This is a genomic window from Isoptericola dokdonensis DS-3, assembly GCF_001636295.1.
GTDB classification, from domain to species: Bacteria; Actinomycetota; Actinomycetes; order Actinomycetales; family Cellulomonadaceae; genus Isoptericola; species Isoptericola dokdonensis.
In genome coordinates this window covers 1,943,335-1,964,505 of sequence record NZ_CP014209.1, presented here as the reverse complement: position 1 = coordinate 1,964,505, position 21,171 = coordinate 1,943,335, and the positions used below count along the sequence as shown (strand labels likewise).

Genomic DNA, 21,171 nt, shown 5'->3' with positions numbered 1-21,171 from the left:
TCGTGTCGTCCGGTGTGAATCGTTTTCCAGCGGCTGGCGCCCGGTGGCCCCGGGGCGTCCCCGGGGCCACCGGCGACGTCAGGGGCGCGGGTAGGACGCCAGCGCGGACCGGTACGCCAGGTCGACGGCGGTGTCCACGGCCTCGTCCAGCTCCAGCCGGTGCTCGGCCACCAGCCGCGCCAGGTAGCCGGCGTCGATGCGCCGGGCCAGGTCGTGGCGGGCCGGGATCGAGCAGAACGCCCGCGTGTCGTCGACGAAGCCGCTCATGTTGCTGAAGCCCGCCGTCTCGGTCGCGGACTCGCGGAACCGGCGCATCGCCTCCGGCGCGTCGAGGAACCACCACGGCGCACCCAGCTTCAGCGCGGGGTAGACGCCGGCCAGCGGACCGAGCTCGCGCGAGTAGACGTCCTCGTCGACCGTGAAGGCCAGCATCCGGAAGTTCGGGTGGTGGCCGAACGCGTCGAGCACCGGGCGCAGCGAGTGCGTGAACTCCGTGACGACGGGGATGTCGTAGCCCTTGTCCGGGCCGAACGCCTGGAAGGGGGCGCTCGCGTGGTCGCGCAGCACGCCCGGGTGGAGCTGCATGACCAGGCCGTCCTCGGCGGACATCGCGGCCATCTGGAACAGCATGTGCCCGCTGAACACGCGGGCCTCGTCGGCGGTGACGGTGCCGGCCAGCGCGGCGTCGAAGATGCGGACGGCCTCCGCGTCGTCGAGCGGCGTGGTGTCCGCCCACAGGTGGCCGTGGTCCGTGGCGCGCGCGCCGGCCTCGACGAACTTCTGGCGCTGGGTGCGCAGGGCGTCCAGGTAGGCGGCGTAGCTCGTCACGTCCGTGCCGGCGGCGTCGCCCAGCAGCGCGATCTCGTCCCGCCACGTCGCGCGGTCCAGGTGCAGCAGCGGGTCCGGGCGGAACGTCGGCAGCACGCGCTCGCCGAAGCCGTCCTTCGCCAGGCGGGTGTGGTCCTCCAGCGACGACCACGCCGGGTCGGTCGTGGCGATGACCTCGATGCCGAACGTGTCGAGCAGGGCGCGGGGGCGGAAGCCGGGCTCGGCGATGCGGGCGGCGACCTGGTCGTAGATCGCGTCCGCGGTCTCGGCCGACGGGCGCTGCGTCACGCCGAAGATCTCGACGAACGCGTGCTCCAGCCAGTACCGGGTCGGGGTCCCGCGGAAGTGCTTCCAGCCCGCGCAGAACCGACGCCAGATCTCGCGCGGGTCGGTCTCCACGGCCTCGTCGGGCGTCGAGCCGACCCCGAGGCGCGGCAGCGTCTCGCCCTGGGAGACGAGCATGCGGGTCAGGTAGTGGTCCGGGACGACGAAGAGCTGTGCCGGGTCGCCGAACGAGGTGTCCTGCGTGAACCACTCGACCGGCACGTGCCCGTGCATCGACACGATCGGCAGGTCCTTCGTCGCCGCGTAGACCTCGCGGGCGATGCCGCGGACGGTCGGGTCGGCAGGCAGCGCCCGGTCGGGGTGCAGGGTCCACGGCTCGCTCACGTGCGGTTCTCCTCGTCGAGTGACATCGGGTACGACGTCGTGTGGCTACGGATGTGGCGTGACAACGTTTGCATCCTACGCGGTGACGCGCGCGGAAGCGAGTGCCGAGACGCGATACTCTGTCCGGAAGAGTCGCTGTTGCAAACGTTCGCAGGATGAAGGAGCCACCGATGGTCACCGTGCACGACGTCGCGCGCGTCGCCGGGGTCTCGATCTCCACCGTGTCCCGGGCGCTGTCCGACCCCGACCGGGTCGCCCCCGCCACCCGGCAGAAGGTCCGCACCGCCGCCGACGAGCTCGGCTACCGCCCCAACCGCGCCGCGTCCTCGCTGCGCGCCGGCCGTGCCGGCGCCTACGGGCTCGTCGTGCCCGACCTCGCCAACCCCTACTTCGCGACCGTCGCCAAGGGCGCCCAGGAGCGGGCGCGCGAGCGCGGCTACGGGCTGTTCGTCGTCGACACCGAGGAGAACCCCGACCTCGAGGCCGAGGCCATGCACACCCTCGGCCCGCAGACCGACGGCGTCGTGCTCTGCTCGCCCCGGGCCGTCGACCGCGCGCTCGCCGCCGCCGAGAAGCGGCCCGTCGTGCTCGTCAACCACGCCGTCGACGGCGTCGCCGCCGTCGGCGCCGACCACGCGGCCGGGATGCGCCGCGCCGTCGAGCACCTGCGTGCGCTCGGGCACCACCGGATCGCCTACGTCGGTGGACCGTCCTCCTCGTGGAGCGACCAGGCGCGCCGCGCCGGCCTCGCCGCGGCGGCCGCCCGCCACGACGACGTCGAGGTCGTCGAGCTCGGCGCGTTCCGACCCCAGGTCGAGGGCGGGCAGGCCGCCGCCGACCTCGTCGTCGCGACCGGGGCCACCGCCGTCATCACGTTCAACGACCTCGTCGCCGTCGGGCTCGTCGACCGGCTGCGCGCGCGCCGCCTGCGCGTGCCCGACGACTTCTCCGTCGTCGGCTGCGACGACTCCTACGTCGCCTCCCTCGTCGACCCGCCGCTCACCACCCTGCGCGTCGACCTGCGCGCGCTCGGCCGTGCGGCCGTCGACCAGCTCGTCGCCTCCGCGCCGGGGAGCCCGGCGCCCCACCTGCCGCCGCTGGACGTCGACCTCGTCGTCCGTTCTTCCACGGCCCCGCCCACCGCACCGCCCGTCGACCGAGGAGAACCGTGACCGACCGACTGCACCGCTCCACCCTGCCGGGGACCGTCCCGGCGCCCGTGACGCCGGCGTCGGTCGGCATCGTCCACCTCGGGATCGGGGCGTTCCACCGCGCGCACCAGGCCGTCTACACCGAGCAGGCGGCGCGAGCCACGGGCGACCTGCGCTGGGGCATCCTCGGCGTGACGCAGCGCTCCGCCTCCGTGCGCGACCAGCTCCGCCCCCAGGGCGGCGTCTACTCGGTGCTCACCGCCGGTGCGACCGAGACCTCGCTGGACCTCGTCGGAGCCGTGCTCGACGTCGCCTGGCCCGCCGAGGAGACCGACCGCGTCCTCGCGACGATCGCCGAGCCCACCACGCACCTCGTGACCCTGACGGTCACCGAGAAGGGCTACTGCCGGACGGCGTCCGGCGCCCTGGACACCGACCTCGTCGCGGGTGACCTCGCCGCGCTGCGCGCCGAGCACGCCGGGGACGACGCGGCCGACGACGGACCCTCCGGCGCTGTCGGGCTGCTCACCCGCGGCCTCGCCGCCCGCTTCCGCGCCGCCGCCGAGCACGCCGACCACCGGCCGATCACCGTGCTCACCTGCGACAACATGGTCGACAATGGGCGCGTCCTCGAACGTCTCGTCCGCGAGGCCGTCGACGCCGCCCTGCCCGGCGCCGAGGGCGACGCGCTGCGCGCCTGGCTGGCGGGGTCCGTCACGTTCCCCTGCTCGATGGTGGACCGCATCGTGCCCGCCACCACCGCCGAGCAGCGCGACGACGTCGAGGCCGCCCTCGGCGTGCGCGACGAGGGGCTCGTCGTGGGCGAGCCGTTCAGCCAGTGGGTCGTCGAGGACCGCTTCGCCGGGCCGCGACCCGCCTGGGAGGAGGCCGGCGCCACCCTCACCGACGACGTCGCCGTGTGGGAGCGCGCCAAGCTGCGGCTGCTCAACGGCACCCACTCGCTGCTCGCCTACGCCGGGCGGCTCGCCGGGCACGAGACCATCGCCGAGGCCGTCGAGGACCCGGCGATCCTCGCGCGCGCCCGCGAGCTCCTGTTCGACGACGCCCTGCCCACCCTCACCCCGCCCGAGGGCGCCGACCTGCGCGCCTACGGCGAGTCGCTGCTCGTGCGGTTCGCCAACCCCGCCACCGGGCACACCACCCGGCAGGTGTCCATGGACGGCACCCAGAAGATCCCCTACCGCTGGGGCGACACGATCGTCGAGCGGCTCGCCGCCGGCGAGGTCCCGCGCGGCGCCGCCTACGCGCTGGCCGCGTGGTCCGAGGTCGTGCGCCGCGAAGCCGTCGCCGGGCGTGCCGTCGACGACCCCCGCGGGCCCGAGATGCAGCGCATGGTCGCCGCCGTCGGCGGCGGGTCCGCCGCCGACGCCCGCCCCGAGGACGTCGCCCGTGCCCTGACCGCCCTCGCCGGGATGCTGCCCGGCGGGGCCGGGCTCGACCCGCGACTCCTCGACGCCGTCGCCGCCGAGGTCGTCGAGCTCGCCGGGCTGGAGGGCGTCGGCGCGCGCAGCGTCTCCTGACGCGAGTCAGCGCACGACGGCGTCAGTCAGCGCTCGGGTGGCGCGAGTCAGCGCACGACGGCGTCAGTCAGCGCTCGGGTGGCGCGAGTCAGCGCACGGTCGCTCGATGCGACGGCAGCCATGAAGGGACCGGGGACGATGCCGTCCCCGGTCCCTTCGTGCTGCCCACGGAGGTCTGCGGGGGCGTCACCGCACATATCACTATCCGATAACAGCCGCATCTCCGATCTTCCGGACACTCCGTACATTCGTCTAGGCTCCCGGGGCAAGCACTCCGTCCCACCGTGGAAGCGAGACCCCTCGAGATGTCCTTCGTGCGACTGCGTGCGCCGATCGCTCTGATCGCCACCCTGTTCCTGCTGCTCCTCGGGGCCGCGTCCACCGCCTCGAGCGCTCACGCCACCGGGGGAGGGCAAGGCCCCGGCAAGGGCCAGGAGGTCTGCTCGTCCAGCGACGGGTGGCGAAAGATCGACGGCCTCAGCGGGACCTCGTACACGGTCGAGGCCGCCGAGGCGCGACTGATCGTCGAGGTGTGCGTGAAGGCCGCTCAGGAGGTGAAGACGTGGACCGTCGACCCGCCGGTGAAGGAGCTCACCGTGCAGTCTCCGGCGAGCAACCACCAGGGCAGGTCCCAGGACATCAGCCACGTCGCCGTGCGCGAGATCCCCGACAGCGGCGGCTGGTACTACCCGGCCCCCACCTGTGAAGGGGCGCTCACCGTCACGTTCCCCGAGGGCCTTCGCCACAACAACCATGTGAACGTTGCCGTGGTGAACGACGTCACCGGCGAGTCCCGCACCTTCAACTTTCATTCCGACACGGACTACAGCGGCATCGTCACGTTCGACGTGACCACGCACCGCGACTGGCCCGGCTGGACGTCGTACTCGTACACCTGGGTCCAGGTCGCGGAGACCAACTACCACTGGGAGGGCAAGGTCACCTGCGGCGGCACCGAGGTGCCCGTGGAGCCGGCCCCGACCCCCACCCCGTCGCCGAGCAGCACCCCGACGCCCGAGTCCTCGCCCGAGCCGTCGCCGGACGTCTCCGAGTCCGCGACGCCGGAGCCCTCCGACGTCCCGACGCCCGAGCCCTCCGCCTCGGCGACGCCCGCTCCGTCGGCGTCCGCCGTTCCCCCTGCCGACGAGGAGGACGACACCGCGGACCGGGTCGGCGAGAGCGAGGTCGTCCCCGGGGACCAGTCCGGTGCGGAGGCTGACGACGTGCGGGCGAACGACATCCGCGTCACCCCGCAGGCCGTGGAGCCGGGTGAGGAGGAGCTGCCGCAGACCGGCTCGACCGTCCTGCCGTTCGCGCTCGGTGCGCTGCTGCTCGTGGGCCTCGGCGTCACCGCCGTCGTCGTCGTCCGTCGTCGGGCCTGACCGCACGGGTCGAGCCTGGCCCACCTGATCCGACCTGACCGAGGGCCCCGCCGGAGCGATCCGGCGGGGCCCTCGTGCGTCCGCGATTCGCACCGCCCGGCGCGAGTCAGCGCAGGCCCCACCAGTCAGCGCACGACGGCGCGAGTCAGCGCAGGCCCCACCAGTCAGCGCAGATTCCCGCGAGTCAGCGCACAACAGCACCAGTCAGCGCAAGGCGACCTGACGGACACCGAACGCGAGGGCAAAGGACGTCGGGGGGTGCCGCGCGTCGTCGTCAAGCCCGAGGTGGAGGGCCCCCTGGGGCCCGTGAACGCGACGACGCGCGGCGCCCCCCGGCGTCCGGCACCCGACGTACGCTGACTCGGCGCAATCTGCGCTGACTCGCGCCGCCGTGCGCTGACTGAACGAAGTTCACGCTGACTTGCGCCCATCCGCGCTGACTGAACGCCGCCGTGCGCTGACTGAACGGAATTCACGCTGACTGGCGCCGCCGTGCGCTGACTCGCGTCAGGTAAGGCCGGTGGTGGAGGCGCGGACGACGAGCTCGGGCTGGAAGGTGACGTGCGACGGGGCGGGGTCGTCTGCCAGGAGCAGGTCGGCGGCTCGGTGGCCGAGCCGGTGGGTGGGCTGACGCACGGAGGTGAGGGGGGTGGCGAGCTCGGCGGCGAACGCCACGTCGTCGTAGCCGACGACGGCCATGCCGGACGGGACGGGGACGTCGGCGGCGCGGAGGGTGCGCAGGGCGCCGAGGGCGGCGAGGTCGTTGACGCAGAGCAGGGCGGTGGGGCGGTCGGCGAGCGCGAGGACCTGCTGGGTGCCGGTCTGGCCGCCGTCGGCGTTGAGGGTGGCGAGCGTGATCTCGACGACGGCCTCGTCGGGGTCGTGACCGGCGTCGGCGAGGGCGGCGCGCAGCCCGGCGGAGCGGTCCGCGCACTGACGGATGGTGTGCGGGCCGTTGAGGAACGCGATGCGTTCGTGGCCCAGGTCCAGGAGGTGCGCGGCGGCGGCGGCGGCTCCGGCACGGTCGTCCACGGCGACGGAGGACAGGACCTCGACGGGGGAGGGGCGGTCGAGCAGGACGACGCGCACCCCGCGGTCGTGCAGGTCGACGAGGTGCGTGACGTCGTCGGTGGCGGGGACGACCATGACGCCCTGGACGCCGTGCTCCTCGAAGAGTCGCAGGTAGCGGGCCTCGCGTTCGGGCTGCTCGTCGCTGCTGGCGAGCATGAGGGTGTAGCCGGCTTCGTCGAGGCGGTCCTCGATGCCGCGGGCGACGTCGGTGAAGAACGGGTTGGCGACGTCCAGGACGACGGCGCCGGCGGTGGTGATGGTGCCGGCGCGGAGCTGGCGGGCGGAGCCGTTGCGCACGAACTGCAGCTCGCCGATGGCGGCCTCGACGCGCTCGCGGGTGGTGGGGGTGACGCGGTCGGGGCGGTTGAGGACGTTGGAGACGGTGCCGACCGACACCCCGGCGCGGCGGGCGACGTCGGAGATCGACGTGCGGCGTCGTGCGGGGGGCATGGGGTCTCTTCTCGTCGGCGTCCCGTGGGGGCGGGCGGGGCTGGTCCCCGGATGCTATCGGCAGGCATGCCGGCGGGCGACGGTGGCGGGGGCGGGGCCGTGGGGCCGGCCCGTCGGTCCGGGGGGCGGGGTTCGTGGTCGGCGTGCCGCGCGGTGGGCGGGCGTGGAGTGGTGTCCCCGGGTCTTGTCCGACGTCGTCGGGGCGGGCTAGGCTGACCATGAAACGATTCACTCCCTGGCCGAGGAGGACCGCGTGACAGGACGACCACCCGTCCGCCGGGTGATGTTCCAGTTCCGGGTCCGCCCGGACCGGCTCACGGAGTACGGGCGTCGCCATGGCGAGGTCTGGCCCGAGATGCTGCGTGCCCTGCACGCCACCGGCTGGGAGAACTACTCGATCTTCGTCGCGCCGGACGGTCAGGTCGTCGGCTACTTCGAGAGCCGCGACCCCGACGCCGCCCGCGCCCGCATAGGCCTGCACGAGGTGAACGCCCGCTGGCAGGCGGAGATGGCGGAGTTCTTCGACGGTGCTGGCCCCGACGAGTCCATGACCGAGCTCACCGAGGTCTTCCACCTCGAGACGCAGCTCGCGGCGGCCGACGGCGCACAAGCGACCGCCGGGCGATCCTCCGGACGGGACACCTGATGGCCGCGGGGCCCGCAGCGGACGCCGCACCGGCCACGACGCCGGTCACGGTCGCCGGATGGGTCCTCGACGGCCCGCACGGCGACCTGCGGGTGCGCGTCTACGAGCCGGACACCGAGCACCGCGTCGCAGGGCTCGTGTGGGCGCACGGCGGCGCGTTCTACCGCGGTGACCTGGACATGCACGAGGCCGACGGCGTGGCGCGGTACCTGGCGGCGCGCGGGGTCGTCGTGGTGAGCGTCGACTACTCCCTGGCGCCGACGTTCGAGGGCGCCGACCGAGCCCCCGCACCGGGTGCCGGGTCGGGTCGCACCGACGCCCGGTTCCCCGTGGCGTCCCGGGAGATGGCGTTCGCGTACGCCTGGGCCACCGGCGCGGACCTCGGCGTCCGCCCGGACGCCTGGTCGATCGGCGGTGCGAGCGCGGGCGGCAACCTCGCGGCCGGTGCGTCGCTGCGGCTGCGCGACGCGGCGGCGGGCGTGCCAGGCGTCGTCCCCACGCCGTCGGGTGCCCCGGTGCCACCGGCGCCGCACAGCGTCGTCCTCGCCTACCCGGTGACCCACCACGTGCTGCCGCCCGCGAGCGACGAGCTGCTCGCCGCACTGCGCGGCGTCGCGCCCGACGTGTCCTTCCCACCGCCGCGCCTCCGCGCGATGAACGACAACTACCTCGGCCACGACGGGGGTCCCGCGTCGCCGTACGCCTTCCCGGGCGGGCAGGACCTGCGCGGCCTGCCGCCGACGATGCTCGTCACGTCCGACCGGGACGCCCTGCGGGCCGGCGGGGAGGCCTACGCCGCCGAGCTCGTGGCAGCGGGCACGGAGGTCGTCCTGGTGCGCGAGGAAGGCACCCGGCACGGCCACCTCAACCAGCCGCAGCACCCGGGGTGCGGCAGGTCGCTGGTCCGCCTGGCCGCGTTCCTCACGGGCGGGACCGACGACACCGCCCTCGAGCCACCTGCCTGAGGGTCGGGTCCGGTCAGGCCCGGTCGGCCGCGGCCCGGGGCCGTCGGTCGGGCTGCTCCGCCGGGGTCGGCGGCTCGGTGGTCGTGGCGGTCGGCACCGCGAACCGGGCCCATACCTGCTTGCCGTCCTCGGCGCGGAACCACCCGACGTCCTCCGCCAGCCGCACGGCGAGCTGCAGCCCGAACCCGCCCTGCCCGAGGTCCCGGTCCGGGCTGAGCACGGGGGGGACGTCGGGCCGGTGGTCCAGCACCGTCACGACGATCGCCCCGTCGGGTGCCAGCAGGTCGAGGCGTGCCGGACCGTCGGTGTGCCGCAGCGCGTTCGTGACGAGCTCGCTCGCGACGAGGATCACGTGGGACAGGGGTTCGGCGTGCTCCGGGAGCGCCAGGGCCGGGACCCGTTCGCACACGGTCGACTCCAGCTCCTGCCGGGCGCCCGCCAGCTCCTCCGCGTCGACGACGTCCCACGTCGCGACGACGGGCGGCGTGGCGACGACCCAGTCGGTCACGGGTGGACCGCCGTGCTGCCGTCGGACCGGATCAGCATCGATCTCCTCGGAGCGGGTGGGGGGATGAGCGCCTGGTCGAGCCTACCCGTCCACGACGGCCCGTGCCTGCCGGTACCGCCGTCCGCGGCACGCCGGGCGGCCCCGTCACGCCGGCCGCGTGACCGTGGTCAGCGGAACCTCTGGACCGCCAGCGGGGCGGCCTCGGCGAGCTCGCGCACCGCGGGATGCTCGGAGTCCGACAGGACCCGTGACAGGCTGCCGGACGCGACGAACGTGCCGCCGGCCAGGACGTGCACCTGCGGGCAGAGGCGCTCCACGAGCTCGAGGTCGTGGGACACCAGGAGCACGGCGGTGCCGTCGGCGGCGGTGGTCTCGGCGAGCCGGCGCACCACCTCGCCGCGCATCGACGGGTCGACGGCGGTGAGCGGCTCGTCGAGCAGCAGGGCGGACGGCCGGGTGGCGATGGCGGCGGCGAGGACGACGCGCTGCTTCTCCCCGCCCGACATGGTGCCGAGGACGCGCGTCGCGAACCGCGGCTCGAGGGCGACGTGGTCGAGCAGCTCGGCGACGGTCGCACCGTTGGCGACGCCCGCCCGGCGCGCGTCGGTGAGCGCGCCGGCGAGCACCCGGTCGACGGTGGAGCGCGGGTCGATGTCACCCAGGCCCTCCTGCGCGACACGGCGCACCTGTGCCCGGAACCGCTTCTTGTCCCGCAGGCCGACCTTCGACACGGGTCGCCCGGACCACGTGACGTGCCCGCGCGTGGGCTTCACGACGCCCGCCAGGGCCCGCACGATCGTCGACTTCCCCGAGCCGGACGCCCCGACGACGCCCACCGGCGCACCGCCGGTGACCAGCTCCAGGTCGATGCCGTGCACGACGTCGGCGCCTCCGTACCCGGCCGAGAGGCCGGTGGCGCGCAGGACGGGGGAGGGGGTGCTCGTGCTCATCGTGACCTTCGGTGGACGGTGGTGGCCCGTCGGCGGGAGGAGGGTGCCGACGGGCCACACCGTACGACGAACGGGCGTCGGAGGGAGTTCCCGGCCACGGACCGGGCCCGCACCGATCACGCCGGACCGCGATGATCGGGTCAGAGGGCCGCCTGCTCCCGCAGGATCGTCGGTGCAAGGGGGGATCGCATGATCGGCACGCTGAACGACCTGGTCGACCTGGTGGAACGCAGCGTCGAGGACGAACCGGACCTCACGGCGATCGCCCGGCGGCACGGCACCACCGAGTACCACCTGCGGCGGATGTTCTCGTCGCTCGCCGGGATGCCGCTGTCGGAGTACGTGCGGCGGCGACGCATGACGCTCGCCGCCGCCGACCTCGTCGCCGGGGCGCCGAACCTGCTCGACGTGGCCGTGCGCCACGGGTACGGGTCGGTCGAGGCGTTCGGGCGGGCGTTCCGGGCGGTGCACGGCACCGGGCCGGCCGACGTGCGGCGGGCCGGCGGTCCCCTGCGGACACAACCCGTGCTCAGGTTCCGCCTGAGCGTCGAAGGGAGCATCCCGATGGACGTCACCGTCACCGACCGCCCCGAGCTCGTCCTGGTGGGCCACGCCGCCCAGGTCCCGCTCGTCCACGAGGGGGTCAACCCGCACATCCAGGCGCACGTCGCCGCGATCCCGGCCGCTGAGCACCTCCGGCTCAAGGCGCTGTCGAGCGCCGATCCGGGCGGCATCCTCGCCGTCACGGCGGACGTCGACCCCGACGCCGCCGAGGGCACCCTGCTCACGTACCTGCACGGCGTCGCGACCGACGGTGCAGCGCCTCCGCCCGACGACCTCGACGTGATCCGCGTCGACGCCGGGCACTGGGCGGTGTTCGCGTCCAGCGGCCCGTTCCCCGAGACGCTCCAGCGCACGTGGGCCGCGACCGCGACCGAGTGGTTCCCGTCGAACCCGTGGCGGCTGCGCCCGGGCCCGTCGATCCTGCGCTACCTGGAGCTCACCGCCACCCACGCGACGTGCGAGCTCTGGCTGCCCGTCGAGCGGGGCTGAGCGGACGACGACGCCCCGGCACCCGTGGTGGGTGCCGGGGCGTCGTGCGTCCTGCGGCGTCCGACCGAGGTGGCGCCTCGGCGACGGCGCCTCAGAGGTGCGGCAGCACGTGCTCCGCGTAGCGCGCGCCGACGGTGCGGGCGGTCTCGAGCGGGTCGGCCGCCCAGATCTCCTCGTTGAAGATCTCGGTCTCGACGTCACCGTCGTACCCGGCCTCGGCGACCCAGCGGGTGATGGTCGCGAAGTCGATGTACCCGTCCCCGACGTGCCCGCGGGAGTTGAGCGCGAGGGAGGCGAACGGCAGGTTCCAGTCGCAGATCTGGTAGCCCGCGATGCGGCCCTCGCGCCCGGCCCGGGCGATGGACGCCTGGAGGTCCGGGTCCCACCACACGTGGTAGGTGTCCACGACGACGCCGACGGTGCGCGCGTCGAACGGTGCGGCGAGGTCGAGCGCCTGGCCGAGCGTGGACAGCACGGCCCGGTCGGCGGCGAACATCGGGTGCAGCGCCTCGAGGACGATGCGCACGTCGTGCTCGGCGGCGATCGGGGCGAGGTCCGCGAGGCGGTCCGCGACGCGCTGCCGGGCCGCGACGACGTCGCGGTCGGTGCCGGGCGCGGGAGGCTGCTCGGGCGACGACCCGGGGAGCCCGCCCACGACGAACACCAGCTCGCGGGTGCCGACGCCCGCCGCCTCCTCGATGGCGCGGCGGTTGTCGGCGACGGCCTCGGCGACGCCCTCGGGGGTGGCCGCCGTGAGGAACCCGCCGCGGCACAGCGACGAGACGCGCAGCCCGGCGTCCTCGACGATCTTGCGGGCCGTGCCGGCGCCGTGCTCCTGCACCTGGTGGCGCCACAGGCCGACGGCGCCCAGGCCGGCGGTCGCGGCGGCCTCGACGGCCTCGGTGAGCGACGCGTGCTTGACGGTGGCGCTGTTCAGGGAGCAGCGGCTCAGGTCGCTCATGCGTCCACCCCGTTCACGGTGAGCAGCGCCTGCAGGCGCTGCGCGGCGAGGTCGGGGTCGAGCAGCATGCCGCAGTCGTCGGCGAGGCGGGCGAGCTGCACCAGGTGCGCGAGCGAGCGACCGGAGTGCAGGCCGCCGACGAGCTGGAAGCCCGGCTGGAACCCGTTGAGCCAGGACAGGTACGCGACGCCGGTCTTGTAGAAGTAGGTCGGCGCGCAGAAGATGTGCCGGCCCAGCTTCTCGGTGGAGGCCAGGATCGCGTGCCCCCGGGTGGCCGCGGCGGCGTCGCCGTCCAGCGCCGCGTCGAACGACTGCAGGGCGGTGGACGCCGCCGGGTAGATCGCCGCGAAGATGCCGAGCAGGGCGTCGGAGTAGCCCTGCTCGTCGCCCGCGATGAGCTCGGGGTAGTTGAAGTCGTCGCCGGTGTAGAGACGCACGGGCGATCCGTCGAGCCCGGCGAGGGTGCGGCGCAGGCCGATCTCGTGCCCGGCGTCGAGCAGCGAGACCTTCACGCCGTCGACCTTCGCCTGGTGGGCCTTGATGAGGTCGACGAACGTCGCGGTGGCGGTGTCCACCGACTCCGAGCCCCAGTAGCCCGCCAGCGCCGGGTCGAACATCGTGCCGAGCCAGTGCAGGACGACGGGCTGGTCGGCCTCGGCGAGGACGGCGTCGTAGACGCGGGCGTAGTCGTCGGCGGAGCGGGCGACCTTCGCCAGGGCGCGGGACGCCATGACGATGACCTGCGCCCCGGCCTCCTGGACGACCCGCACCTGCTCGCGGTACGCGTCGACGACGGCCGCCAGACCCTGCTCGCCGGGCTCGACGGCGGCCGGGTCGAGCTGGTCGGTGCCGGCGCCGCAGGCGATGGCGCCGCCGACGGACGCGGCCTCGGCGGCGGAGCGCCGCACGAGCTCCTGGGTGGCGGCCCAGTCGAGGCCCATGCCGCGCTGGGCGGTGTCCATCGCGTCGGCGACGCCCAGGCCGTACCGCCAGATCTGGTGGCGGTAGGCGAGGGTGGCGTCCCAGTCGACGACGGCGGGCGCACCGGGCACGTTCTCCGCGCCGACGTGCGGGACGACGTGCGCGGCGGCGAACGCGACACGGCTGCGGATCGGGGCCGACGGTGCGACCCAGGGGCCGGGTGCGTTGAGCTCGCGCACCTCGGTGCCGACGACCCGGCCGCCGTCGTCGAACCGCGGCAGGCGCACGGTGGCGCCGCTGGCGGTCAGCTCGGGAGCGCCCTCGTGGCCCACGACGGTGGCGCTCACAGCGAGATCTCCGGGACGGCCAGGCGGCGGCCCTCGGCCGACGACCGCAGGCCGAGCTCGGCGAGCTGGACGCCGCGGGCGGCGGAGAGCAGGTCGAAGCGGTGCTCGCGCCCGGCGACGACGTCGCGCAGGAACTCCTCCCACTGCGCCTTGAAGCCGTTCTCGACCTCGGCGTTGGCGGGGACGTCGGCCCACTGCTCGCGGAACTTCTCCGCGGTGGGCAGATCGGGGTTCCACACCGGCTTGGGGGTGTGGGCGCGCTGCTGCGCGACGCAGGAGAACAGGCCGGCGACGGCGGAGCCGTGCGTGCCGTCCACCTGGAACTCGACGAGCTCGTCGCGGTGGACGCGCACCGCCCAGGACGAGTTGATCTGCGCGACGACGGGGTCGCCGCCGGGCGTCTCGATCTCGAAGATGCCGTAGGCGGCGTCGTCGGCGGTGGCGTCGTAGGGCTTGCCCTGCTCGTCCCAGCGGGTGGGGATGTGGGTGACGGTCTGGGCGTTGACGGTCTTGACGGCACCGAGGATGCCCTCGAGGACGTAGTTCCAGTGGCAGAACATGTCGGTGGTCATGCCACCGCCGTCCTCCTTGCGGTAGTTCCACGAGGGGCGCTGGGCGGGCTGGTGCTCACCCTCGAAGACCCAGTAGCCGAACTCGCCGCGCAGGGACAGGATGCGGCCGAAGAAGCCCTCGTCGACGAGGCGGCGGAGCTTGACCAGGCCGGGCAGGTACAGCTTGTCGTGGACGACGCCGGCGGTCACGCCGGTCTCGACGCGCAGCTGGGCGAGCTCGATCGCCTCGGCCAGGGTCTCGGCGGTGGGCTTCTCGGTGTAGACGTGCTTGCCGGCCTTCATGGCCTTGGTGAGCGTCGCGGCGCGCAGGTTGGTCATCGCGGCGTCGAAGACGATGTCGGTGTCGTCGGCGTGGATGATGCCGTCGAGGTCGGTCGTCCACTCGGCGATGTCGTGCCGTGCGGCGAGCTCGGCCAGCTTGGCCTCGTTGCGTCCGACGAGGACCGGCTCGACCTGCACCCGGGTGCCGTCGGGGAGCTCGACGCCGCCCTGCTCACGGATGGGCAGGATGGAGCGGACGAGGTGCTGGCGGTATCCCATGCGGCCGGTGACGCCGTTCATGGCGATGCGCAGGGTGCGGGTACTGGTCACTGCGGTGACTCCTTCGTCGGGCGCGAGCGGTGCGGGTCGTTCTCCAGCGCTCCCCATGCGTGCCATCGGCAACGGAATGCGCTTTCCGATCCCCACGGTAGGGTGTCCCGCGGCGGCGCGTCAAGCGCCGAGGACCACGGCGGTCCTAGGATCGCGCCGAACAGGACGCGCGGCCGCCGCCGCCCGTCCGACCGACCAGGAGGTGGCAGGTGGCCAGAGCTCGGCTGCAGGACGTCGCGGACCGCGCCGGGGTGTCCCTCGCGACCGCGTCGCGCGTGCTCAACGGGTCCGCCCGGCAACCCGGACCCGAGCTCGTCGACCGCGTCCGCGCCGCCGCCGCCGACCTCGGCTACATCGTCAACGCGCAGGCCCAGGCCCTCGCCCGGTCCCGCACCGGACTGCTCGGGCTCGTCGTCCAGGACATCTCCGACCCCTACTTCTCCACCATCGCCGCCGGCGCCCAGGCCGCCGCCCGCGAGCACGGCCGCATGGTCCTGCTGGCCTCCACCGACCGCGACCCCGCCGTCGAGCGCGACGCCGTCGCCGCCTTCGCCGGGCACCGCGTCGACGCCGTCGTCGTCGCCGGCACCCGCTGGTCCGCCGCCGAGGACGCCCCCGTCGCCGCCGAGGTGGCCGCCTTCCAGGCGTCCGGCGGCCGGGTCGTCGTCGTCGGGCAGGCGCTCGGCACCGCGAGCGTCGTCCACCCGCCCAACGTCGACGGCGCCGAGGCGCTCGCCCAGGCGCTCGTCGCCCAGGGGCACCACCGCTTCGTGCTGCTCGGCGCGCCCGAGCGCGTCGTCACCGCGCGGGAACGGACCGACGCGTTCGCCGTCGGGGTGGCCGCGGCCGGCGGGGAGGTCGTCGCCGTCGTCGCCGAGGAGTTCTCCCGCGACGGCGGGTTCGCCGCCGGCGACCGCGTCGCCGAGCTCGCCCGTGCCTCCGCCGCAGACGGCCTCGACGCCCCCTGCGTCTTCGCCGCCAGCGACGTCATGGCCATCGGGCTCGTCGCCCGGCTGCGCGAGCTCGGGCTCACCGTGCCCCACGACGTCGCCGTCGCCGGTTTCGACGACATCCCCACCCTGCGCGACCACTCGCCCGCGCTGACGACCGTCCGGATCCCGCTGGAGGAGCTCGGCCGGCTCGCCGTCGCCGCCGCCGTCTCCGACGCCGAGCCGGACCGCGTCGAGGTCGGCCACGAGGTCGTGCTCCGGGAGTCCACCGCCCGCTGACCGGCGCCGAGGGGCGCCGTGTCCGGTTCGTGCCGTTGCGTGCCGTTTCGGGGGAGTGCCCGACCGCCGGTCGCCGCGCTCGGATCGCAGGTCCCGCCGCGCTCCGGTTGTCTGGGCGCATGCAGGAGATCTCCGGGTTCCTCACCGGCCTCGTCGGTGTCGTCGCGACCGTCGTCATGCTCGGGCTGCTCGCCGCCACGTCCCGGCGGGTCATGGGCGCCCCCGTCGGCTGGGTCCGCGCCGCCGTCGTGTCGTTCCTGACCCTGTCGGCGGCGTCGGGCGCCCTGACGTACGGGCTCGCCTCGAACGGCTGGGTCACCGACGCCGGTGACCTCACCGTCCACCCGGCCGTGGCGCTCGCCGCCGTCGTGCTGACGTTCGCCTGGGCGTACGTGCTCGGGCTGTGCGTGCTGCTCGTGCTGGAGCTGCTCGTCCCGACGGGCGCGGTCCCCGGGCCCTGGCGCGCCTTCCAGGGGCTCCGGCAGGGACGTCGCGAGTCCCGCCGGTACGCGCAGATCCTCGCCATCGGCGCGCGGCACGGGCTCGGTGGCACGCTGCGACGTGGCGCTCGGGACGCGGACGGCGTCCGGATGTCACGCACGGACGAACGACGCCTCGCCGCCGGTCTGCGCGACACCCTCGGCGACGCCGGGGTGACGTTCGTGAAGTTCGGGCAGGTGCTCTCGACCCGGCGCGACCTGCTGTCGCCGACGGTCGCCGACGCGCTCGCGTCGCTGCAGAGCGAGGTGCCGCCCGCACCGTGGGCCGACGTCGAGGCGGCCGTCGTCGCCGCGCTCGGGCGCCCCATCGAGGAGGTCTTCGACGAGTTCTCCCCCGAGCCGCTGGCGTCCGCCTCCGTCGGCCAGGTGCACGTCGCACGGCTGCCGGGCGGCCGGGAGGTCGTGGTCAAGGTGCAGCGGCCCGGGGCGCGCGACCAGGTGGAGGTCGACCTCGCCATCCTGCGCCGCCTCGCCCGCCGCCTCGAACGGGACACGGCGTGGGGCCGGACGCTCGGCGTCGTCGGGCTCGCGGAGGGCTTCGCCGACATGCTGCACGAGGAGCTCGACTACCGGCGCGAGGCCGAGAACACGATCGCGCTGCGCGCCACCCTGGAGCCCCCGGCGCCCGGCGCGACCGCGCCGGTGGTCGTGCCCGACGTCGACCTCGACCTGTCCGGGCCGACGCTGCTCGTCATGGACCGGCTCGCCGGGGAACCGGTCGGTCGCGCCGAGACGGTGCTGGCCCGGTTCGACGCCGGCCGGCGGGCCGAGCTGGCCGGCAGCCTGCTCGCCGTCGCCCTGCGTCAGGTGCTGGTGGCGGGCACCTTCCACGCCGACCTCCACCCCGGCAACGTGCTCGTCTCGGCGGACGGCACGATCGGGCTGCTCGACATGGGCGCCGTCGGCCGGCTCGGCGAGCCCGAGCGGCTGGGCATCGCCGCGCTGCTCCTCGCCATCGACGGCGACGATGCCGTGGCCGCGACCGACGCCCTGCTCGAGCTGCTGGAACCACCCGGCGGGCTCGACGCCCGTCGGCTCGAGCGGTCCGTCGGGCAGCTCCTGCTGCGGTTCCGGTCCGGCGCGGCCGTGGACGCGTCGTTCGCGGCGCTGTTCCGCCTCGTCACCGACGCCGGGTGTGCCGTCCCCGCGAACGTCGCCGCCGCCTTCCGCACCTTCACGTCGCTGGAAGGCACGCTGCGCCGGATCAGCCCCGGCTTCGACCTGATCGCCGGCGCGCGGGAGGCCACCCGGCCGCTCGTCGAGGAGTACACCACCTTCGGTGCCGTGCGGCGCAAGGTCACGCAGCAGCTCGTCGGGCTCGCCCCGGAGGTCGAACGGTTCCCGCGGCGCGTGACCCGGCTCGTCACCGACCTGGAGCAGGGGCGCTTCACCGTGCAGGTGCGGGCGTTCGCCGACCCGTCGGACCGCGCCTTCGTCACGTCGCTCGTGCAGCAGGTGGTCGCGACGTTCGTCGCGTCGTCGGCCGTCGTCGCGGCCGTGCTGCTCATGGTCGCCGAGGGCGGCCCGCAGCTCGGTGACGGCGTGGCCCTGTTCCCGGTGCTGGGTGCGCTGCTCGGGTTCGCCGGGACGGTGCTGGGCGTGCGGGTGCTCGTCTTCGCGTTCCGGGGGCTGCCCGCCCGGTGAGGGCGGGCAGCCCGGCGGTCAGGCGGCGACGACCCGCGCCCCGGCCCCGCGCACGGCCTGCTCCAGCACCTGCGCGTAGCCCGACAGCATCCGCACGTGGCTGAACCGCTGCCGCGCGTGGGTGAGCGCTCCGCGCAGCTCGCCGCGACGGGCCGCCGCCTCGATCCAGGTCTCGGCGATCTCGTCGGCGTCGAGGCTCGTCACGAAACCGATGCCGTCGACGATCCGCGCGGAGTCGCCCACCGGCGTCGTCACGGGGACCGCGCCGCACATCGCGCCCTCGATGAGGCACAGCGGCGCCGCCTCGCCGAACGCCGAGGTCAGCGCCACGACGTCCGCCATCGCGAACACCGTCTCCATGTCACGGCGCACGCCCTGCGGGTGCACGCGGGCGAGGAGGTCGGTGCGGTCGCCGAAGGTCTCGGCGAGGTCCGTGACCAGACCGGGGTTGTCGGTCGACATCCCGGCGCCGCACATCATGACGTGGCCGGCGGGGTCCCTCTCGAGGAACGACCGCGCCGCGGCGAGGAACAGGCGCGGGTTCTTCATCGCGTCGTACCGGGCGGCGTACGCCACCAGGGTGGCGTCCACCGGGATGCCGTGGGCGCCACGCAGGGACATCCGCCGGACCCGGCGCACCGGGTGGAAGCGGGTCAGGTCGATGCCGTTCGGCACCACGCGCAGCAGGGACTCCGGCACCCCGGCGGCCGCGTACGCGTCCTTCGTCGACTCCGCACAGCAGATCGCGGCGGCGAGCCGACCCGAGCCGGCCGCCGTGAGCAGGTCGTCCAGGGCCGCACCGGAGTGCTCCGGGTCGGACCGGTGCAGGCAGGCGACCACCGGCCGGTCGGGGAACCCGGCCTGGTTGACCAGTCGCAGCGGCTGCTCCTTGAGGGACAGCAGGACGTCGACGCCGGTCGCCTCGCGGGTCGCGACCGCCATCTCGGCGTCGGTGAACGTGCGGGGGTCGTGGTCCCCGTCCGTCGAGCGGCCCAAGGACGACACCCGGACACCGGCGGCACGCAGGATGCGGTACCGCGGGTCGTCCTCCATGTGCTGCAGCATCGACTCGCGCCGCACCGAGCTGTGGATGCTCAGCGCGGAGTGCTGCTGCTGCCCGTGGGCGTGCAGTCCCGACACGACCGTGGTGTGCAGGACGCGGGCCCCGCCGGAGAAGAATCCCTCGTACAGGGACAGGACACGAAGAGAGCTGTGCTCGAACACGCTGACCACCTCCTGGAACAACCGTGACGCCACGTGATGTGGCAGGGATGACCGTCGTGTTAAGTCTTCATGACACTTTCTGGGCGCAATGAGGGCAGAACCGAGAAAGGGGGCGCGCTACGGCGCGGGTGCGACGAGTGACGACTAAGTGGGTCAGCGATGGCACGAGATCGGCAACGACGACGACGGTGCGCACAGACTAGGCCACGCGACGGATCTCCCGCTCCGCGACCACGGGCGACAACGGGCGGCAGCCCAGCGCCGTCCACCGTGCCACCAGGGCCGGCTCCGCGCGCATCAGCCCCCAGCCCCGCCGCAGCAGCGTGGGCAACGGCTTGCGCGACTCCGCGACGTCGCGCAGCAGCCGGAACCAGAACGTCACCATCCGCGGCCGGGCCACGCAGATCGCGTCCGCCAGCAGCCCCTCCGCGCGCAGCCGCGCGACCAGCTCGGCGGCGAACACGCCTTCCGCGACCACCACCCGCTCACCCTGGGTCTCGACCGTCGTCGTGCCCGTGCGCCGCGACGTCGGGATGTCGTACACCGGCACCTCCGCGCGTCCCGTCGTCACCAGCTCGCGCAGCGCGTCCGTCGCGGCGTCCGCGTCCCAGCTCGCCGGGTCGTCCCAGTCCACGATGCCGAACCGCTGCGGCATCCCCGGGTGGTCGTGGTCCCGGTAGAAGTCGTCGAGCGCGACCGTCGGCAGCCCCAGGCGCCGGGTCAGCGCCGACTTGCCGCACCCCGACGGGCCGGTCAGCAGCACCACCCGCGTCGTGGGCCGGCGGGCCTCGGGGGACAGGTCGAACAGGGCGTCGCTCACGGGACCCCATTCTCCCGGACGCCGCCGTCGACGTCTGCCACCCCCGCGCCCGGTCCCGCGCTGACTCGCGCCGCCGTGCGCTGACTCGCGGCCCGCCCGGGACGCGAGTCAGCGCAGATCTCGGTGAGTCAGCGCGCGTCTCCGCGAGTCAGCGCGGGTGGCGCCGAGTCAGCGCAAGTTTCCGCGAGTCAGCGCAGGGGTTCGAGCGGGCGCACGACGGCGTGCTGCACGGGACGTCGACGAACCGCGCCCTGCGCGAGCGCGGACGGCGTCGGCGAGCGCGATGACCTGGGGAAGGCCAGACTGTCGCCGTCGACGCAGGACGCGGCGACAGGACCGGGACCTCGCCCGCCGTTCACCAGGAGACCCGCGATGAGCTCCCACGACCGACCGACCAACCCGGCGCCGTCGGCGACCCGCCCGGACCCCGACTTCCCTCTGTATGACGGCACCCCGGCGCGCCTGTCCGGCGGTGCGTGGGCGGCGGTGATCGGGGCCGTCGTCGTCGGCGCGGCCTGCGACCTGCTGCTCCCCGTCCCCGGGCCGGACTGGCTCGGGATCGCGGTGCGCGGTGTGCTGTTCGGCGGCATCCCGCTGCTGGTCCTCCACCTCGTCGCGCCGGGGGTCCTCGGGCGGCTCTTCCGGCGGCTGACCGGGCGCGGGTTCGCCCTGGCGGTGGGGGTCGCGGCGCTCAACGTCGTGGTGACGTTCGTCATCGGCGCGGCCGTCTCCGCGGCTGCCGACGTCGCGGCGAACCCGATGGGTGGCGAGCTCGCCGCCGAGAGCGGCAGCGAGCGGGCGGCGACGTTCGCCGCCATGGTGCCGCAGCTCGTCGGCGAGGAGGTGTTCACGATCGTCCTGCTGCTGGCGGTGCTGACGGCCGGGACGTCTCTCCTGCACCTGTCTCGGCGGAGCGCGCTGGTGCTGGCCGTCGTGGTGTCGTCGGTCCTGTTCGCGCTTCTCCACCTGCCGACCTACGACTGGAACGTGATCCAGTGCCTGGCGATCATCGGCTCGGCCCGCGTCATCCTGCTCGTGCCCTACCTGCTCACCAAGAACGTCACGGTGTCGGCCACGGCCCACGTCCTCAACGACTGGACCCTGTTCGGCCTCGGTGTCCTGAGTGCCGCGGCCTTCGTCTCCTGACG

At 74.4% G+C, this 21,171-nt stretch carries 18 protein-coding genes; 9 read left to right on the top strand and 9 right to left on the bottom strand.

Translation table 11 applies throughout. The features are described 5' to 3' along the window. Positions 1-78 precede the first annotated feature (78 nt). Positions 79-1,497, bottom strand: a complete 1,419-nt coding sequence (gene uxaC / locus I598_RS09110) for a glucuronate isomerase (RefSeq protein WP_068202687.1) — start codon at positions 1,495-1,497, stop codon at positions 79-81. Positions 1,498-1,667: 170 nt separating this feature from the next. Between uxaC and I598_RS09105 the strand changes: the two genes are divergently transcribed. From I598_RS09105 to I598_RS09095, 3 genes are all read left to right on the top strand, one after another. Then, a complete protein-coding gene (locus I598_RS09105; RefSeq protein ID WP_068202686.1) occupies positions 1,668-2,669 on the top strand; it encodes a LacI family DNA-binding transcriptional regulator in 1,002 nt (333 codons plus the stop codon). Beyond that, a complete protein-coding gene (locus I598_RS09100) occupies positions 2,666-4,189 on the top strand; it encodes a mannitol dehydrogenase family protein (RefSeq protein WP_068202685.1) in 1,524 nt (507 codons plus the stop codon). The genes I598_RS09105 and I598_RS09100 overlap by 4 nt, the downstream gene beginning before the upstream one ends. A gap of 284 nt (positions 4,190-4,473) precedes the next feature. Continuing rightward, positions 4,474-5,571 carry an LPXTG cell wall anchor domain-containing protein gene (locus tag I598_RS09095; RefSeq protein WP_157557192.1) on the top strand — a complete coding sequence of 366 codons (1,098 nt, stop codon included), beginning with the start codon at positions 4,474-4,476 and terminating at the stop codon, positions 5,569-5,571. A gap of 507 nt (positions 5,572-6,078) precedes the next feature. On the opposite strand, the gene I598_RS09090 is transcribed toward I598_RS09095, so the two are convergent. Then, a complete protein-coding gene (locus I598_RS09090; protein WP_068202683.1) occupies positions 6,079-7,092 on the bottom strand; it encodes a LacI family DNA-binding transcriptional regulator in 1,014 nt (337 codons plus the stop codon). Positions 7,093-7,345: 253 nt separating this feature from the next. Here I598_RS09090 and I598_RS09085 point away from each other — a divergent pair, with 253 nt between their 5' ends. Both I598_RS09085 and I598_RS09080 read left to right on the top strand, forming a co-directional pair. Further along, positions 7,346-7,738 (top strand): L-rhamnose mutarotase, encoded by a 393-nt coding sequence (locus tag I598_RS09085; protein WP_335583258.1) that lies wholly within the window; start codon positions 7,346-7,348, stop codon positions 7,736-7,738. Next, complete coding sequence (locus I598_RS09080; RefSeq protein ID WP_068202681.1) at positions 7,738-8,703, top strand: alpha/beta hydrolase fold domain-containing protein; 966 nt, start codon at positions 7,738-7,740, stop codon at positions 8,701-8,703. Before I598_RS09085 ends, I598_RS09080 begins: the two co-directional genes overlap by 1 nt. 13 nt (positions 8,704-8,716) lie before the next feature. On the opposite strand, the gene I598_RS09075 is transcribed toward I598_RS09080, so the two are convergent. Both I598_RS09075 and I598_RS09070 read right to left on the bottom strand, forming a co-directional pair. Further along, a complete protein-coding gene (locus I598_RS09075) occupies positions 8,717-9,211 on the bottom strand; it encodes an ATP-binding protein (RefSeq protein ID WP_068202680.1) in 495 nt (164 codons plus the stop codon). Positions 9,212-9,378: 167 nt separating this feature from the next. After that, entirely contained in the window at positions 9,379-10,161 is a 783-nt protein-coding gene (locus I598_RS09070; protein WP_068205160.1) for an ABC transporter ATP-binding protein, read from the bottom strand. A gap of 189 nt (positions 10,162-10,350) precedes the next feature. Here I598_RS09070 and I598_RS09065 point away from each other — a divergent pair, with 189 nt between their 5' ends. Beyond that, a complete protein-coding gene (locus I598_RS09065; RefSeq protein WP_068202679.1) occupies positions 10,351-11,214 on the top strand; it encodes an AraC family transcriptional regulator in 864 nt (287 codons plus the stop codon). A 91-nt stretch (positions 11,215-11,305) separates the two neighbouring features. Here I598_RS09065 and I598_RS09060 read toward each other — a convergent pair whose 3' ends face one another. The 3 genes from I598_RS09060 to I598_RS09050 form a co-directional block, all read right to left on the bottom strand. Next, a complete protein-coding gene (locus I598_RS09060) occupies positions 11,306-12,175 on the bottom strand; it encodes a sugar phosphate isomerase/epimerase family protein (RefSeq protein WP_068202678.1) in 870 nt (289 codons plus the stop codon). Then, complete coding sequence (locus I598_RS09055) at positions 12,172-13,377, bottom strand: dihydrodipicolinate synthase family protein (RefSeq protein ID WP_198155808.1); 1,206 nt, start codon at positions 13,375-13,377, stop codon at positions 12,172-12,174. Before I598_RS09055 ends, I598_RS09060 begins: the two co-directional genes overlap by 4 nt. A 62-nt stretch (positions 13,378-13,439) precedes the next feature. Then, positions 13,440-14,576 (bottom strand): Gfo/Idh/MocA family protein, encoded by a 1,137-nt coding sequence (locus tag I598_RS09050; protein ID WP_068205158.1) that lies wholly within the window; start codon positions 14,574-14,576, stop codon positions 13,440-13,442. Positions 14,577-14,815: 239 nt separating this feature from the next. On the opposite strand from I598_RS09050, the gene I598_RS09045 reads away from it, so the two are divergent. Both I598_RS09045 and I598_RS09040 read left to right on the top strand, forming a co-directional pair. Beyond that, entirely contained in the window at positions 14,816-15,835 is a 1,020-nt protein-coding gene (locus I598_RS09045) for a LacI family DNA-binding transcriptional regulator (RefSeq protein WP_068202677.1), read from the top strand. Positions 15,836-15,954: 119 nt separating this feature from the next. After that, positions 15,955-17,979, top strand: coding sequence for an ABC1 kinase family protein (locus I598_RS09040; RefSeq protein WP_068202676.1), 2,025 nt, complete (start codon positions 15,955-15,957; stop codon positions 17,977-17,979). Positions 17,980-17,997: 18 nt separating this feature from the next. Here the strand turns inward: I598_RS09040 and I598_RS09035 are convergent, their stop codons facing one another. Together I598_RS09035 and I598_RS09030 are read right to left on the bottom strand one after the other, a co-directional pair. Then, complete coding sequence (locus tag I598_RS09035; RefSeq protein ID WP_068205157.1) at positions 17,998-19,203, bottom strand: glycosyltransferase; 1,206 nt, start codon at positions 19,201-19,203, stop codon at positions 17,998-18,000. Between the two features lie 199 nt (positions 19,204-19,402). Further along, entirely contained in the window at positions 19,403-20,023 is a 621-nt protein-coding gene (locus tag I598_RS09030) for a uridine kinase family protein (RefSeq protein ID WP_068202675.1), read from the bottom strand. Positions 20,024-20,395: 372 nt separating this feature from the next. Here I598_RS09030 and I598_RS09025 point away from each other — a divergent pair, with 372 nt between their 5' ends. Then, positions 20,396-21,169 carry a CPBP family glutamic-type intramembrane protease gene (locus I598_RS09025; protein ID WP_068202674.1) on the top strand — a complete coding sequence of 258 codons (774 nt, stop codon included), beginning with the start codon at positions 20,396-20,398 and terminating at the stop codon, positions 21,167-21,169. Positions 21,170-21,171 lie beyond the last annotated feature (2 nt).

Bases quoted from the DNA above. Each gene is read 5' to 3' on its own strand.
- I598_RS09060 (WP_068202678.1), bottom strand. From the start codon at position 12,175: ATGAGCGACCTGAGCCGCTGCTCCCTGAACAGCGCCACCGTCAAGCAC.
- I598_RS09025 (WP_068202674.1), top strand. From the start codon at position 20,396: ATGAGCTCCCACGACCGACCGACCAACCCGGCGCCGTCGGCGACCCGC.
- I598_RS09065 (WP_068202679.1), top strand. From the start codon at position 10,351: ATGATCGGCACGCTGAACGACCTGGTCGACCTGGTGGAACGCAGCGTC.
- I598_RS09080 (WP_068202681.1), top strand. From the start codon at position 7,738: ATGGCCGCGGGGCCCGCAGCGGACGCCGCACCGGCCACGACGCCGGTC.
- I598_RS09070 (WP_068205160.1), bottom strand. From the start codon at position 10,161: ATGAGCACGAGCACCCCCTCCCCCGTCCTGCGCGCCACCGGCCTCTCG.
- I598_RS09105 (WP_068202686.1), top strand. From the start codon at position 1,668: ATGGTCACCGTGCACGACGTCGCGCGCGTCGCCGGGGTCTCGATCTCC.
- I598_RS09040 (WP_068202676.1), top strand. From the start codon at position 15,955: ATGCAGGAGATCTCCGGGTTCCTCACCGGCCTCGTCGGTGTCGTCGCG.
- I598_RS09050 (WP_068205158.1), bottom strand. From the start codon at position 14,576: ATGAACGGCGTCACCGGCCGCATGGGATACCGCCAGCACCTCGTCCGC.
- I598_RS09090 (WP_068202683.1), bottom strand. From the start codon at position 7,092: ATGCCCCCCGCACGACGCCGCACGTCGATCTCCGACGTCGCCCGCCGC.